This window comes from Anaerosolibacter sp. (assembly GCF_029240175.1).
Lineage (GTDB): Bacteria > Bacillota > Clostridia > Peptostreptococcales > Thermotaleaceae > Anaerosolibacter.
The window spans coordinates 15006-30173 of record NZ_JARBTM010000031.1; the positions used below are offsets into that span (position 1 = coordinate 15006).

The 15168-nt window shown below is 39.1% G+C and carries 13 protein-coding genes, 1 rRNA gene, 2 pseudogenes and 3 riboswitches; of the genes and pseudogenes, 10 read left to right on the forward strand and 6 right to left on the reverse strand.

Going from position 1 to position 15168, the window contains the following annotated elements; all coding sequences use genetic code 11:
- Positions 1–276: 276 nt before the first annotated feature.
- The gene (locus K0R93_RS17320) at positions 277–1077 is read left to right on the forward strand and encodes a M55 family metallopeptidase (protein WP_300304028.1); all 801 of its coding nucleotides are present in this window, start codon (positions 277–279) and stop codon (positions 1075–1077) included.
- 20 nt (positions 1078–1097) lie between these two features.
- Here the strand turns inward: K0R93_RS17320 and K0R93_RS17325 are convergent, their stop codons facing one another.
- Together K0R93_RS17325 and mgtE are read right to left on the reverse strand one after the other, a co-directional pair.
- Positions 1098–2192, reverse strand: coding sequence for a YibE/F family protein (locus K0R93_RS17325; protein ID WP_300304031.1), 1095 nt, complete (start codon positions 2190–2192; stop codon positions 1098–1100).
- Positions 2193–2228: 36 nt separating this feature from the next.
- A complete protein-coding gene (gene mgtE, locus K0R93_RS17330; RefSeq protein ID WP_300304034.1) occupies positions 2229–3572 on the reverse strand; it encodes a magnesium transporter in 1344 nt (447 codons plus the stop codon).
- Between the two features lie 180 nt (positions 3573–3752).
- Positions 3753–3913, reverse strand: a riboswitch (M-box (ykoK) riboswitch).
- A 175-nt stretch (positions 3914–4088) separates the two neighbouring features.
- On the opposite strand from mgtE, the gene K0R93_RS17335 reads away from it, so the two are divergent.
- The 6 genes and pseudogenes from K0R93_RS17335 to K0R93_RS17360 form a co-directional block, all read left to right on the forward strand.
- Positions 4089–4724: a DedA family protein gene (locus K0R93_RS17335; RefSeq protein ID WP_300304036.1), complete on the forward strand. Its 636-nt coding sequence runs from the start codon at positions 4089–4091 to the stop codon at positions 4722–4724.
- Between the two features lie 64 nt (positions 4725–4788).
- Entirely contained in the window at positions 4789–5748 is a 960-nt protein-coding gene (corA, locus tag K0R93_RS17340) for a magnesium/cobalt transporter CorA (RefSeq protein ID WP_300304039.1), read from the forward strand.
- A 141-nt stretch (positions 5749–5889) separates the two neighbouring features.
- Positions 5890–6016, forward strand: a riboswitch (cyclic di-AMP (ydaO/yuaA leader).
- Between the two features lie 97 nt (positions 6017–6113).
- Positions 6114–6539 carry a CBS domain-containing protein gene (locus tag K0R93_RS17345; RefSeq protein ID WP_300304042.1) on the forward strand — a complete coding sequence of 142 codons (426 nt, stop codon included), beginning with the start codon at positions 6114–6116 and terminating at the stop codon, positions 6537–6539.
- A 51-nt stretch (positions 6540–6590) separates the two neighbouring features.
- On the forward strand, positions 6591–7952 hold the full coding sequence (locus tag K0R93_RS17350) for a TrkH family potassium uptake protein (RefSeq protein ID WP_300304045.1): 1362 nt from the start codon (positions 6591–6593) through the stop codon (positions 7950–7952).
- Between the two features lie 16 nt (positions 7953–7968).
- On the forward strand, positions 7969–8619 hold the full coding sequence (locus K0R93_RS17355) for a potassium channel family protein (RefSeq protein ID WP_300304048.1): 651 nt from the start codon (positions 7969–7971) through the stop codon (positions 8617–8619).
- 108 nt (positions 8620–8727) lie between these two features.
- Positions 8728–8815: riboswitch (cyclic di-GMP riboswitch) on the forward strand.
- Positions 8816–8910: 95 nt separating this feature from the next.
- Positions 8911–9132: pseudogene (locus K0R93_RS17360) on the forward strand (late competence development ComFB family protein); the annotation flags it as partial.
- Here K0R93_RS17360 and K0R93_RS19320 read toward each other — a convergent pair.
- The 3 genes and pseudogenes from K0R93_RS19320 to trhA form a co-directional block, all read right to left on the reverse strand.
- Positions 9127–9174: pseudogene (locus K0R93_RS19320) on the reverse strand (hypothetical protein); the annotation flags it as partial. The pseudogenes K0R93_RS17360 and K0R93_RS19320 sit on opposite strands and share 6 nt — an antisense overlap.
- Before the next feature lie 59 nt (positions 9175–9233).
- The gene (locus tag K0R93_RS17365) at positions 9234–10706 is read right to left on the reverse strand and encodes an alanine/glycine:cation symporter family protein (protein WP_300304054.1); all 1473 of its coding nucleotides are present in this window, start codon (positions 10704–10706) and stop codon (positions 9234–9236) included.
- Positions 10707–11092: 386 nt separating this feature from the next.
- Entirely contained in the window at positions 11093–11773 is a 681-nt protein-coding gene (trhA, locus tag K0R93_RS17370) for a PAQR family membrane homeostasis protein TrhA (protein ID WP_300304057.1), read from the reverse strand.
- Between the two features lie 220 nt (positions 11774–11993).
- On the opposite strand from trhA, the gene K0R93_RS17375 reads away from it, so the two are divergent.
- A complete protein-coding gene (locus tag K0R93_RS17375; protein WP_300304060.1) occupies positions 11994–12668 on the forward strand; it encodes a tetratricopeptide repeat protein in 675 nt (224 codons plus the stop codon).
- A gap of 23 nt (positions 12669–12691) precedes the next feature.
- Here K0R93_RS17375 and K0R93_RS17380 read toward each other — a convergent pair whose 3' ends face one another.
- On the reverse strand, positions 12692–13462 hold the full coding sequence (locus tag K0R93_RS17380) for an undecaprenyl phosphate translocase family protein (protein WP_300304063.1): 771 nt from the start codon (positions 13460–13462) through the stop codon (positions 12692–12694).
- A 249-nt stretch (positions 13463–13711) separates the two neighbouring features.
- Between K0R93_RS17380 and K0R93_RS17385 the strand changes: the two genes are divergently transcribed.
- Positions 13712–14509 carry a methyl-accepting chemotaxis protein gene (locus tag K0R93_RS17385; RefSeq protein WP_300304065.1) on the forward strand — a complete coding sequence of 266 codons (798 nt, stop codon included), beginning with the start codon at positions 13712–13714 and terminating at the stop codon, positions 14507–14509.
- Between the two features lie 462 nt (positions 14510–14971).
- A 16S ribosomal RNA gene (locus K0R93_RS17390) occupies positions 14972–15168 on the forward strand; the annotation flags it as partial.

The window sequence follows — 15168 nt, forward strand, 5'->3', positions numbered from 1 at the left end:
TTCTTTATAAATGTTACACGCTTTCTGTAGTTTTAAACGGTAAATTTTTATAAAACAATGAAAGATGTACATATGATTCAAGTACATCTATAAATATTTCGTAGAAATAAAATAATTACAAGGGTTTTAAAAGACTTTATAGAACTGATAAAGTAGATATGAAAACAAGCATTACAATCAATGGGAATGATCGCTGACCATTCCCTACAAGGGAATATATCTGTAGGGTACTGTTAGTAACCGTTCCGTTTATCATTACCAAAAGGGGGAAAACATATGAAGATTTACATTAGTGCAGATATTGAAGGGGTAACGGGAATTACCCATTGGAATGAAACCGATAAAGGCAAAGGAGATTATGGATACTTTGCAGAGCAAATGACAAGGGAAGTAGCAGCAGCCTGTGAAGGCGCATTGAGGGCTGGTGCTGCAGAGATATGGGTAAAGGATGCCCATGAAACAGGTAGAAACATCGACCCAGAAGCCCTTCCAGAGATTACTCGACTCATACGGGGCTGGAGCGGTCACCCATTTTCCATGGTACAGGAACTGGATGAATCCTTTGATGCATTATTATTTGTGGGATATCACTCCTGGGCAGGGTCTAATCATAATCCTTTAGCCCATACAATGGATGCCCATGGGATTCAATACATTAAGATGAATGGTATTTATGCCAGCGAGTTTATGATTCACGCTTATGCCGCCGCGTCTCTGGGCGTACCCGTAGTATTTATCAGCGGGGATAAGGGCTTGATGGAGGAAGCTAAAGCAATGAATAGCAGCATAAGAACACTGGCTGTGAATGAAGGAATCGGAGACTCCACCATAAGTATCCATCCCCAGGTAGCTGTGGAACACATTAAAAAAGAAGTAGAGCTGGCATTAAAAGGGGATCTGGCATTATGCAAAATTGAAGTCCCAGAATACTTCGAAGTAGAGATTTCCTTTACTGCGCATAAGAAGGCCTATAAAGCCTCCTTTTATCCTGGGATGAAGCAGTTGTCAGCCAATGCTGTAAGCTTTGAATCTCATGATTATTTTGAAGTGCTCCGAATGATGAGCTTTGTATTATAAACGATAAAAACCCAGGAAGATCACGAATGATCTTCCTGGGTTTTATCGTTTTCTGCTTTATTTTTCTTGATAAAGAAGCTTGACACCAAGGCAGTGATTGGAATCGCCACCACTAGACCGATACTGCCAGCAAGGGAACGAATGACCTCCGTGGCAATGATATCCAAGTTAAGAATCTTAACAAATGAGGTCTCGTAGGCCATAAATAGAAGCAGCAAGGGAATAGAACTGCCTGTATAGGCTAGAATCAAGGTGTTGGTCATTGTTCCCATCACATCTTGGCCTACATTCATTCCTGAGGCAAAAAGCTCTTTTTGGGTTAAGCGCGGGTTAACCCGATGAATCTCTTCGATAGAGGATGCGATGGACATGCCGATATCCATCACGGCACCTAAGGCGCCTAGAATGATTCCAGAGAAAAGCAGTCCCCTGAAATCAAAGGCGATGGCCTGGGGGATATAGGTAAGCATGACGGCCTCCTCGCTGCTCATTCCTGTCAAACGAACCTTGCTGCCGATAAGATAGGCCAGAAGTCCAGCAGTAAGAACACCGCCCGTTGTACCTAGGATTGCGGCGATGCTTTTACTATTGATACCTGCAATGATAAACAAGGTAATAACAGTAATAAAAACCGAAGCGGCAATGGTAATGGGGACAGGGTGATAACCTCTTAAAATCAAGGGCAATAATACCTTGAGAATGGTGAATAATGTAATCGTTAGGGTAATCACAGCCTTGAGCCCTTTTTTCCGCCCGATGAGCAGAATCAAAGCAACAAAAAGAAGACCTAAGTAAATGGCATAATTTTGTCGCATATAATCGGAAACAAAGACCTCTATGGTATCATTCTGCTCTTCAATGACAACAACCACTTTGTCATTTTCCTTCACAGGAATATCGTAGATATAATTACCTGAAAGATGATTGATGGTCTCTACAATCTTTTCTTTGTACTTACCGCTGGTAATTTTTAACTGGACATGCTGGGACTGATCGTCTAGATCTAGCACCTCCAGGACAATGGCAGTTTCAGTATAGCTCTGAATTTCCTCACCGTATGTAGGCACAATGGCCAATATGCTTAAGAGTATTGTCAGTAAAATCAATCTTTTCATTTTTGCCTCCAAGAGATATGTTAATAGCCTCAATAACTATATTAAATGTGTTATAAATAGAGTGGCCAATCCTAAGAAGAAGAAAAAGCCTAATACATCTGTAACGGTGGTGACAAATACGGCTGATGCGAGGGCAGGGTCAATTTTGAATCTTTTAAGGGTTACAGGCACGAGAAAACCAGCAGTTGTGGCTGCGATGAGGTTTAAAAACATGGCCAAGCCGATCACGAGGCCAAAGATAGGTTTTCGTTCCCAGAAATATCCCAAGGTTGCTACTGCTAGACCAATGGCAAAACCATTGCTGATGCCTACACCAAATTCTTTCACGAGAACCTTTTTTGCATTTTCAAAAGTCAATTCTCCCAGGGCGATTCCCCGGACAATTAAGGTTAAGGTTTGAGTCCCTGCATTACCACCCATACCCGCCACAATAGGCATAAAAGTAGCTAGGGCTACAACCTTTGATATGGTATCCTCAAATAAGCTGACGGTGGCTGCTGCAAGCATAGCAGTGACCAAATTTACAAAGAGCCAGGGCAAGCGACTTTTCACTGATTCGCCAATCGTCCCTGTTACTTTTTCTCCCTCCTGGAGACCGGCCAGACGATACATATCCTCTGTATGTTCATCGCTCAATACGGCCATGATGTCATCCACGGTAACAATGCCCAGCATCTCGTCCTTGTCATTTACAACAGGCATAGTAAGAAAGCTGTATTTTTCAAAGATATGACCCACTTCTTCCTGGTCCATATCTACAGGAATACTGATGACATTTTCATTCATAATATCACCAATTTTCACATCAAAATTGCTTACAACGATATCTCTTAAAGACACAACACCTTTTAGATGGTCGTCTTCACCCAATACATAGATGTAATAGGCAGTTTCTGCATCAGGGGCTTCTTGTTGCAAATATTTTAAGGTTGAACCCACAGACATGGTATCTTGAACACATATAAACTCAGTGGCCATGATACCACCAGCGGTATCGGGTTTATACGTTAATAATTCCCTTACTTCTTCGGCTTCTTCTAAATCAAGCTTAACAATGATGTCATCGGCTTGTTCCTTTGGAATAGAACCCAAAAGATCCACCAGCTCATCAGAAGACATTTCCTCTACGATATCCTTCTGTCTTTTTTCAGGAAAGATGGAAAGAAGTTCATATTTTTCTTCGTCTTCTGCATAGTCAATGATTGCTGCAATTACCCATTCTGGGAGCTTTTGAAAGAGAAGCAGCTTATCCCCCTCATAGGCATGGATTGCATCCAAAATATCCGCTGGATGGATATCCTCGATGAGTTCATCGATTTGCGCTTGACTTGTATTTATTAAAAATTGAATTAAATCTTTTTCATAGAATTCATAAGGCATGTTCTCCCTCCTCTTATTCGGCAGAGGCTGAGTCCAATGGTGACATCATGGATTCAGAACCCTGCGATGGTATGAAATTGTCCATATAACAACTGGCATACGGACCTGAATCCATTGATCCCACCTCCTATTTCTCCAAATAAAAAACAAAGCTTTTTAGCACAACACTAAAAAGCCTATCATTCTTTTTCATGTTGAGCTTTAGCACTACAAAGCGTTGACCAATGTCAGCTACATTAGATACAACCTTCACGATCATCTCTGTTGACCCATTGGAATCTCTCGATTTTTCTGGGCAGTAGCATATATCCTTGCAGGAGCCTCACCTAACAAATAGTATTCACTTTCTATGAATAGGATATGTGAAAAAGGGTGGACATGTCAAGTAGTTTGTATCAGAACTTTATGCTAAACATATGTATAATACAAGAGATAGTGGAAAGATAAACCTTATATAAATAGAGAGGAGATTCTGTTATAATGATGCTAATATATCTAGAAAAGGAGGAGATAGATATGGTTATAGGTATAGCAACTTCGCTGATAGGAAAGCTTGCTGATATTACCCAGAAGTCAGGCATATATGGATATCTAGCTATGTTCATAGGTATGTTTTTAGAAGGGAGCTCTCTGCCTTTTCCTGGTACTCTGATACTGGTATTAAGCGGATTCTTTGTCAAGCTTTATCAGCTCAATCCACTCTTCATGCTCCTCCTAGGCAGTAGTGCATATACTTTGGCAACCCTTATTCCCTATTATATAGGTAAACATGTGAATGATTTTGCCCAGAAACGATTTGAGAAAACAATGGAAAAACATCAAGATAAAATCAGTATGGTGGAAGACTTGTTTAACAAATATGGAGAAATTGCTGTGTGTTTATCCAGGCCCACTTTTTTGAGTAATTATTTTTCTTATATTGCAGGTATGCATAATATGAGATTCACCAAATTTGTTCTCTATACTTTTTTAGGAATTACCCCATGGATAACGCTGATGGTTTATCTTGGATATCAACTGGGACATAATTTAGATGATATTCAAAGAATTGTTGATTCAGCGGGGTACTTATTGTTTCTAGTGATGGCAATTCCTTTGGTGGGGATAATTATTATTAGATATTTAACAAAAAGCAATAATAGGCATAAATGAAAAAGATATATCAATAAATAATACTTCGTTAATATGGCAAAATGAATAGGTGGTGTCAAAGGGTTTGATTCGTACTTTGGTGGTTACTGAGGATTTAGAAATAATCATGGATGTTCCAATAGAGAAACTTAGCAAAATGAGACTCAAATGGTTTTGGGTAGACTTTGAAAATCCACAGGAAGAGGAAATCGTGCTATTGGAAAACGAATTTCAGTTTCATCCGTTGGCGATAGAAGATTGCCTGTATATGCTGCAGCGACCTAAGCTTGACTACTATGATGATTATATCTTTTTCGTGGTAAATTCCTTAAATAAACATTCCATGGCAGCAGAAGAAATTGACCTCTTTGTAGGAAAAAATTACGTGGTATCTGTACATCTAAAGCATTCATTTGAAATGGATGGGGCATGGCAAAAGGTGACAGAAGGAAGTACCATAGAAAATCAAGATCCCATATTTATTACCCATTTAATTTTTGATAAGATTACCGATGAGTATTTCCCTGCTGTATATCAGATAGAGGATAAGATTGAAGAGCTTGAGGATAATGAGGAAGGACTTTCAACGAGAATGTTGATGGACAAGGTTTTTGATATTCGTAAAGATTTAATGAAATTAAGACGACTGATTAATTCTATGCGGGATCTATTGTATCGCATTCTTAATTCTAGCCATTTAAAGGAGTTTCATGAGCAAAAACTGTATTTTGATGATATTTATGATCACCTATTAAAGCTTTCAGAGATGGTAGAGTCTAATCTTGAGGTAACCGCAGACATGCGAGATAGTTACCTGGCCATAAATTCTAATCGTATGAATGCCATCATGATGCTCTTAACAGTGATCACAACCATTTTTATCCCTCTCACTTTTATTTCAGGGGTCTATGGTATGAACTTTACCTATATGCCTGAACTTCAGTGGCGATATGGTTATTTCGCGGTATTGGGATTGATGGGAACCATCGGTTGTGTTATGTTTATTTGGTTTAAGCGAAAAGGCTGGTTTGATACGTATAAATAGAGAAGGATAAAGATACAGATAGTAAAGCTTTGGAAATAAAGACAAAAGTCTAAAAAGAACAGGAAAGGCATAGAAAACAAGCGGGGAACAGTAAAAATTCCCTTTGACGGAAGTGGTAAATCAATTTATAATGAAAGCTGAAAAGTAATAATGCCGAATTCCTTATGGAAGCGGGGGACCCACCTTTGGGGCGAATTCCGAGTTGGATAGGATCACTCTTTCAATCCGAGCCCGTCAGCTAACCTCGCAGGCAGTGAAGAAGGAGTATCTGACTATGAGTGCCATGGGATTCTCCATGGCCTTTTTTATTGTTTAAGAAATATACTTTCATTAAATAAAGGGAAAAAGGAAAGAAGGGAGAAACAATGAATATTGCATTTTTTCTTACACCAAAAAGTGAAGTGATTTATGAGCTGCCTGGGTCAACCATGAGACAGGCCCTAGAAAGGATGGAATACCATCGATATACAGCGGTACCTTTGATAGATGAGGATGGAAGATATGTAGGCACCTTAACGGAGGGGGATATGCTTTGGAAACTAAAAGGGATGTCGGATTTTAGTCTGAAGGAGGCCAACAAGATTCTTATCAAAGATATACCAAAGCGAATAATCAATAAGCCAGTATCTATTAATGCAAATATTGAAGATTTACTTACTTTGGCGGAGAATCAAAATTTTGTTCCTGTGATTGATGATCAGGGTGTTTTTATTGGTATTATCAAAAGAAGCGACATTATTCAGTACTGCCACAGGCTAATAATAGATAAGTCAGCGAAAAATGAAACATAAGATAACAAATTTTGGTGATAATGAATACAGTAAGGCTTTGTATGTTAGGAGATGATTAAGATAGACAGGATGAGATTGAATGATGTGAAATTAAATCCTGCACAAATCCTTGTCCTTGGATTTGCGGCAGTGATTTTTATTGGCGCTATATTATTAAATTTACCTATTGCTACAAAAACTGGAGAGAGCATAGGCTTCATCAATGCCCTCTTTACTTCCACTTCAGCCGTTTGTGTGACAGGACTGGTCGTTGTAGATACAGGTACCTATTGGACCGTATTTGGACAGGTAATTATCCTGTTGCTGATACAAATAGGTGGACTAGGGTTTATGACCATGGCGACCTTTATGGCCCTAATCTTTGGACGGAGAATTTCTCTGAGAGAGCGGTTGGTTATGCAAGAAGCGCTCAATCAATTCAATATAGAGGGTATCGTACGATTGACCCAATACATACTGATTACTACTTTTACCATAGAGGGTATTGGAGCTATCCTGCTGTCCATAAAATTTATTCCTATCTATGGATTATGGAAGGGAATTGGATATAGCATATTCCATGCAATTTCTGCATTTTGCAATGCGGGATTCGACCTTATTGGTGATTTTAGGAGTTTAGTACCCTTTGCAAATGATGCATTGATTAACCTAACAGTTTGCTTTTTGATTGTTGCAGGTGGACTAGGCTATACAGTGGTTCTAGAGATTTTACAAAAGAGAAACTTCAAAAAGTTCTCTTTGCATTCCAAGGTAGTGTTGGTGGCAACAGCAAGTTTACTGTTCATCGGGTTTATCGTGATTTTAGCCTTAGAGTATAGCAATCCAAATACCATGGGGACATTGCCTTTAAAAGGAAAACTATTATCTGCTTTCTTTCATTCAGTTACACCAAGAACAGCAGGTTTTAATACACTCCCCACAGACCAGCTTACCATGGCTGCAATATTTTTTACAATCGTGCTAATGTTTATCGGCGGTTCACCTGCGGGTACTGCTGGAGGCGTAAAAACCACTACTGCGGGGGTATTGATCTGGACAATTATTTCGGAAATAAGAGGGAAGGAAGATACAGAGATTTTTCACAGGAGACTACCCAGGGAGATCATGAGCCGCTCTTTGGCTATCATAGGAATAGCCATGGCCCTGGTTATGATAGTGACGATGATATTGACAATTACGGAGAAGGGACATGGGTTTCTAGAGATTTTTTTTGAAACAACTTCAGCCTTTGGAACCGTAGGCTTATCCTTAGGTATTACATCTCAGTTGACGCTTTTGGGTAAAATAATTATTTCCTTGACCATGTTTGCAGGGAGGCTTGGACCTCTGACGGTAGCCTTGGCATTAGCGAGTCAACAACGAAAGAATAAAGGTGTATACAAATATCCTGAAGAAAAGGTAATTGTAGGATAGAAAGGGGATATAGAATATGAAACAATTTGTCGTTATCGGATGCGGAAGATTTGGATCTAGTGTTGCAAGGACATTGTATAGTTTAGGCTATGATGTATTAGCCATTGATGAGAATGAAGATGTGATACAGGACATTGCTGATTCGGTTACCCATGCAGTTCAGGTGGATGCTACTGATGAAACTTCTCTCAAATCCTTAGGTATTCGGAATTTTGATGTGGCTGTTGTTACCATCGGTTCTAACATCCAATCATCCATATTGATTACGCTGATTGCAAAGGAATTGGGGATCAAGTATGTGGTAACAAAGGCTCAGAATGAATTGCACGCCAAGGTGCTGTATAAAATTGGCGCAGACCGTGTTGTATTCCCTGAGCGGGATATGGGCGTACGGGTAGCCCACAACCTAGTGTCATCAAATATATTAGATTACATTGAAGTTGCCCCAGATTACAGCATCGTAGAAATATCTGCACTTAAGGAGTGGGAAGGAAAAAATCTAAAGGATTTAAATATGCGGGCCAAGTACGGGATCAATGTTATGGCCATCAAGCATGGTGCTGAAATCAACATATCTCCTAATGCCTCGGATATGATCAATAAGGATGATGTATTGGTCGTGGTAGGCCATAATGACGATATTCAGAAAATCGAGCAGCGTATATAATTACTGTTATTTAATTAACCGGCAGGAGAAACATAGTTGAATATGGAATACAAAATAAGAGGAACACGAAGTAGTGTACAGTAATTCAACAAATTGAAAAAGAACATATGCCGTTAATCGCAAACTTATCGAAAGATAAGGACGCAAAGCCATGGGTCTAAAGGAATCCCATTCCGATGATTGCCAGGTTGCCGAAGCAGAATTTCGTAAAGAAAGGATAAAATCCTTTTAGCGAAGTAAGGGCACCTGTAATAGGTGTCTTTTTATTTGTTGAAAGAGGAGGGTGTGAATGTGACGATACAGAACTATACAGAGGTGCTGGTAGGGGAAGTGATGACAGAGTATCTAAAGCATCATGGATTCAATGGAGATAATATCCAAAGGGAAGATGTACTGGCTACCGTTTTAAACAAACTACCCCAAAGGTATTTTTTGTCCACCAGCAGTGAAGGTGAAAAGAAAGCTTTTTTGCTGGATAAGCAGCTTCGCATGAAGGCACTGATAGAAATTGCGGCAGCTACAGCGGATATTGACAAGTAGAACGGTGAATGCCAATGAATGCCAATAAAAAACCCCTCTAATCTGAGATTAGAGGGGTTTTTATATTCATCATATTAGCCTACTTTTTTACCACTTTTTGAAGCTGCCAATATTTTTTCCCAAACTTCAGCACCTTTTATACCATATTTCTTAGGATCATAGATTGGGTCTAAACCTTGACTCTTCTGTTCTTCGTAGTCTTTTAATGCCTGTAAAGCAGGTTTTTGTAGGAGGATAATAGCAATTACGTTTAACCATGCCATTAAACCAACACCGATATCACCAAGACCCCATGCTAGAGAAGCAGTCTTCACTGCACCGTAGAAAGTAGAGCCTAATAGTAATATTCTTGCACCCATAATCGCTGTCTTTCTTAAAGAAGCGTTGTTCTTGAACAGGTAAGCAATGTTTGCCTCTGCATAGTAGTAGTATGCCATCAATGTTGTAAAGGCAAAGAAGAACAATGCGATGGAAACGAACTTACTACCTAAACCAGGAACCAATGTATCCACTGCCATTTGTGTATAAGCAGGACCGATGTCTACGCCAGGAATTTTTTCTACTAGGAATCCACCAGCAACATTTGGATCTTGTACGTTATACATACCAGTGATTAAGATCATGAAAGCTGTAGCAGAACATACAAACAATGTATCTACATATACAGAGAATGCCTGTACCAAACCTTGCTTTGTTGGGTGAGAAACTTCTGCAGCAGCTGCAGCAATCGGACCAGTACCTTGACCAGCTTCATTAGAGTAAATACCACGCTTAACACCCCAAGAAATTGCCATACCTAAAATACCTGCGAAAGCTGGTTCCACAGCGAAGGCACTCTTGAAGATTAACGCGATAACGCCTGGTAACTGACCAATGTTTAAGATAATGATGGTAAGAGCAACCAAAATGTAAGCGATGGCCATGAAAGGAACAACCAACTCAGCAACCTTACCAATACGCTTAACACCACCAAAGATGATTAATCCCAATAATGCGATAATTACGAAACCAGTAACGGTTGGGCTTACGCCAAATGCGTTTTGAACCCCAGCAGCGATACTGTTTGACTGAACACCTGGTAAGAAAAGACCAGTTCCAAGTACTGTAGAGATAGCGAAAAGTACACCATACCACTTGATACCTAGACCTTTTTCGATATAGAATGCAGGACCTCCACGATATTCGCCGTCTTGCTCTTCTTTGTAAATCTGAGCCAATACAGATTCAACGAAGGCTGAACCTGCGCCTAGGAAAGCGATTGTCCACATCCAGAAAACTGCACCAGGACCACCCATTGCAATAGCTGTAGCAACCCCAGCGATATTACCAGTACCTACACGACCAGAAACTGCCATAGCGAAAGCTTGGAAAGACGATACACCTGTGTCAGAAGCTTGGCTTCCAAACAATAACTTCCACATCTCTTTTAAATGACGCACTTGCAAGAAACGGGTTACAACAGAGAAATACAAACCAACAGCCAAACAAAGATAAATAAGTGCTTTGCTCCAGAGTATTCCATTTACTGCATCAACAAATTGTGCCATAAAAAACCCCACCTCCATAAATTTTTTTAAAGTGTTAAAAAAAATTAATAAATGTAATAAAATGATACTATATTTTGAAGACAAATACAACAGCATTTTTGCTATTTTCTAAAATGATAGTGATTACAAAATATTCAGACGAATTGTATTTTTGCACATGAAATTCACCTCAAATCCCCTAGAATGCTCAAATGATAAAAATCAGATGCATTTTTGCCTAGTAAAATGATAAATCTAACAAAACAGAATTGTGCAAAAATGCACTTTACCAGTGTTTACAAAATTCATTTTTTTAATACTTATAATTGGGAAATATTAAGAAACTGCAATAAAGCAACTTAAATAATAAAAATGCCCTGTCTCCAAGTGGGGACAGGGCATTTTTATTATTTAAGGTAGATAAAGATTCCTATAAAATGGGCAATACTGCCTGAAAGAACAAAAATATGCCAAATGGCATGATTATAGGGAATCCTCTTTATGGCATAAAACACAGTACCTACAGTGTATATGATTCCCCCTGCCAAGAGCCACATGAGGAATCCTAGGGGGACCATCTGCAGCATAGGATTTATGGCAATAACTACAAGCCAGCCCATGGCAATATATAGGGCCAATGATACAATCTTATATTTTTCAAATCTGTTATAGGTAAATACTTTGAACAAGATACCAGAAACAGCAATAATCCATACTGCGGACAAGATGCCAATACGCCAATATCCCCGCATAGCCAGCAAGGTAATGGGCGTATAGGTGCCAGCAATAAATAGGTAAATGGAAGAATGGTCAAACACTCTGAGAATCCCCTTAATTCTTTCATTTTGAAAGCTGTGGTATAGCGTAGAGGAAAGATACAGGCAAATAGAACAAAAACCATAGATGCTAAATCCTATAATGGACAAAACGCTTCCCTTCCATATGGCGTAGACCAGCAAGATGGTTAAGGTGACAATACTAAACAGCACACCGATACCATGGGTGACGCTGTTGGCGATTTCTTCACCAAGGGTATAGCGTTTATTTGATTTTGGGTTAAGTTCAACGGGTGTAGGTAAATGGCTCATAAAATCCCTCCAAAGAATTAATGAATATATCATACCCTCTTTATATTATGGGGGTGTAGTTATATTCTATTCACAAAAAACTTTCATTGCATTAAGAATATCAAATATTCTCACGTTTTTCCACAGAAGAATAAATAAAGAGCGGACTTTTATGCTGTTAGTTCTTAAAAATTTTTGTATAATAAAAAGTAGAGAGCTATATGAAGAAAGGATGGATGGAATGCGCAGTTTTTATTTGTATTTTTTATTTTCTTATTTAACGGGAAATCCATTAATTGCACTGATTCTTGTGTTTGCAGTCTATGGAATGGTGGACAAGCTGTATTTTGGATTTTTACCTGACTTTACAAAGGGAGTTCGGGCAAACCATCAAATTAAGTCCCATTTAAGGGAGTTAACCGTGAATCCACAAAACGCCCACGCAGCCCTTACCCTAGGGATACTATATTTTGAAAAGAAAAAGTACAGCCAAGCGCGGGATGCTTTTCAACATCCAAAGCTGGAGAAGGATGGTATGGCAAACTATTATTATTATTTAGGTATGACAATGATGGAACTTAAGGAAAAAGTCTCAGGAAAAACGTTTATTGAAAAAGCATTGGAAATGGACCCAAGGATAGGGTATGGTCTTCCTTATATTTATCTGCTAAAAAATGAAATGAATCAAGGGATACCAAATAAAAGTACGGTAGAAGAATTGGAAGAAAAGGTTGAGAGATTTGGAAATACTGAAAACCTATATAGAATGGCTATGGTGTATAGAAGTTTAGGCAACAAAGAAAAGGCCGGAGAATTCTTTGGCAAGGCCATAGAGACATACGCTTACTGTCCTAGGGGGCTTAAACGAATCCATAGGAAATGGGCGATCTTAGCAAGACTGTATAGGACAATATAGTTAAAACCTATGAGCAAATGGTTTTATTGAGCTGCCAAGGTGGATTTGCTTAATCGCCATACCACAACAAATGCCAAAGAAAATGCCAAAACAATGGCCGTATTAATATCATATGGAAGCAGGGTTCTGGATGAACCAATGATGAGTCCTGCAAACAGATAAGATAGCAGGTCTCTATGTTTGTCGTAGATTTTTTCCAGCATGTTTGCCAACAACAATATGCCGCCTATACTGCCGACACCAAAGAAGAATAAATTTGAAATATGCAGCTCTTTGATAGAGAGCAGCATGGTATCGTATATACTCAATATAAATAATACTGAGCTTCCCGGTATACCCGGGATAATCATAGCTGCGCTTGAGAATGCGCCGCCGATAAAGAGCAGCCATGGATTGGCCTCTATTTTGCTCGGAAACATACTAATGGATTCACCTGCAGTGAAGTATCCGAAAACTACGCCGAAAAATAGTATCAGCAGATGCTTAATATGGGGTCTTTGTTTCACGTCAATGACGGCCCTCACAGAAGCCAAAAGTGCACCCAACAAAAGGGCAGCTGTAATATCTCTGTGGGATAGGAAAAATACTGTAAAGATATTTCCGCCAATATATATACCTCCTGCAATACCTAAAAGAAGAGGAATATATGGCTTGAGATTAAATCTTACAATATCCTTAATCATGTTTTCATACATGCCCAGAATCACAAAAACGGTCCCACCGCTCATGCCAGGTAAAACAATAATAAGCCCTAATATAAAACCCTTTAAAACAGAAAGCAAGTTGTTCACCACCGTTTTTTATCTTAGCCATGGAGGATTCTTAGGCTTGTTAGATTACAATTCTAATGATTAGGCAAAGCATTTCATATTTATTATACCATAACAACTAGGTACTTAATCTAATTCTTTACAAAGCGTTACGGATATGGGAAATGGCTTGCGTTGTAAAGAAAGGTGGAATGCTATCATTGTAAAATCTAAGAGAATCATGTAGAATATGTTTAAAATAACAAACGCGCACGAAGATAAGGGGGAGAGGCTTTGAATATCGCCATCGTAGGAGCAGGAAAGGGCGGGGTTAGTTTAATTGAATCCATAGCAAAGCTAGAGGATACGTCGATTGTACTTGTTGTTGATCCAAATGCCGAAGCACCAGGAATAGCCTTAGCAAAAAAATTAGGCATCAAACATGGTCAATCGTTAGACAACATTGCTGATATTCCTGTGGATATGATTATTGAGGCCACCGGGAAAGAAAGCGTGGCAAAAACATTAAGTACGAAGTTTGGAAACAAATGCAACATCATCGATTCCCATGGTGCGCGATTAATCATGTCATTAGTAGAGCGGGATATTAAGACTTTACATAAGTTAAATAACCAGCTGGATATGATAAACAGTACGACAGGAATTGTCCAACAACAGCTTCAAGAAATTTCATCTTCAATAGAAACAATTCATGATGTCAGTACAAAGTTGAATGATTCAAGTCAAGCCTCTACCCAATACATACAAGAAAGTGATAAGATTGTCAAATACGTGAATGGTATCGCTAAACAGACAAAAATTTTAGGTATCAATGCAACCATTGAAGCTGCTAGAGCAGGTGAGCATGGTAAGGGCTTCTCCGTCGTAGCAGAGGAAGTACAAAAGCTGGCCAACAGCAGTGCGGGATTTGCCAATGAAATCAATAATATATTGAAGCATTTGTCTGATGAAATTCAAAAAGTATTTAATGAAGTAAAAAGATTAGAGCACTTATCTGAGATTCAAGTGCAGGCATCAGACCAAGTGAATCAAGCTGTAGCCAATCTGGTAGATGAAGCAACACTTAAATAGTGGATAAGATATTAATATAGTAGACATTCCAATAACCCCTTTAAAAAGAAGGGGTTATTTTTATGATAGTGAATCTATCAGTAAAAAAAGGCATGGAATAAAGTGGTCATTGATTCAGGGGTGTAACTATGATATATTATTCTTCCGCCTCTTTTTAAGGGGTGATAGGCAGCAAGTAGGAAATATTACCAGTTGATTTAAAGCAAGATACATGATAAGATAGTCTTTGTCGTCACGGTGAACAAGCTCATAATATTTACCATAAAGAAAATTGTTGACATAAAACGACAAACATGATATTCTATTTAAGTCGCCAAAACGAGCGACACAAATTTTGGTCTTTGAAAACTACACAGTGTAAGAATTAAGCCAGCATATATTGGTTAGTAGTTAGTGGTTAGTCGTTAGTGGTGAAAACCAAGAGCGAAGAACTAAAAACGAAAACCGCCCAAAAACAATTTTTTTATTGAGAGTTTGATCCTGGCTCAGGATGAACGCTGGCGGCGTGCCTAACACATGCAAGTCGAGCGGGGTTGTGGAGAAGCTTGCTTCGAAGCGACCTAGCGGCGGACGGGTGAGTAACGCGTGGGTAACCTGCCCTATACAGGGGGATAACACACCGAAAGGTGTGCTAATACCCCATAATGCTAAGAGATCGC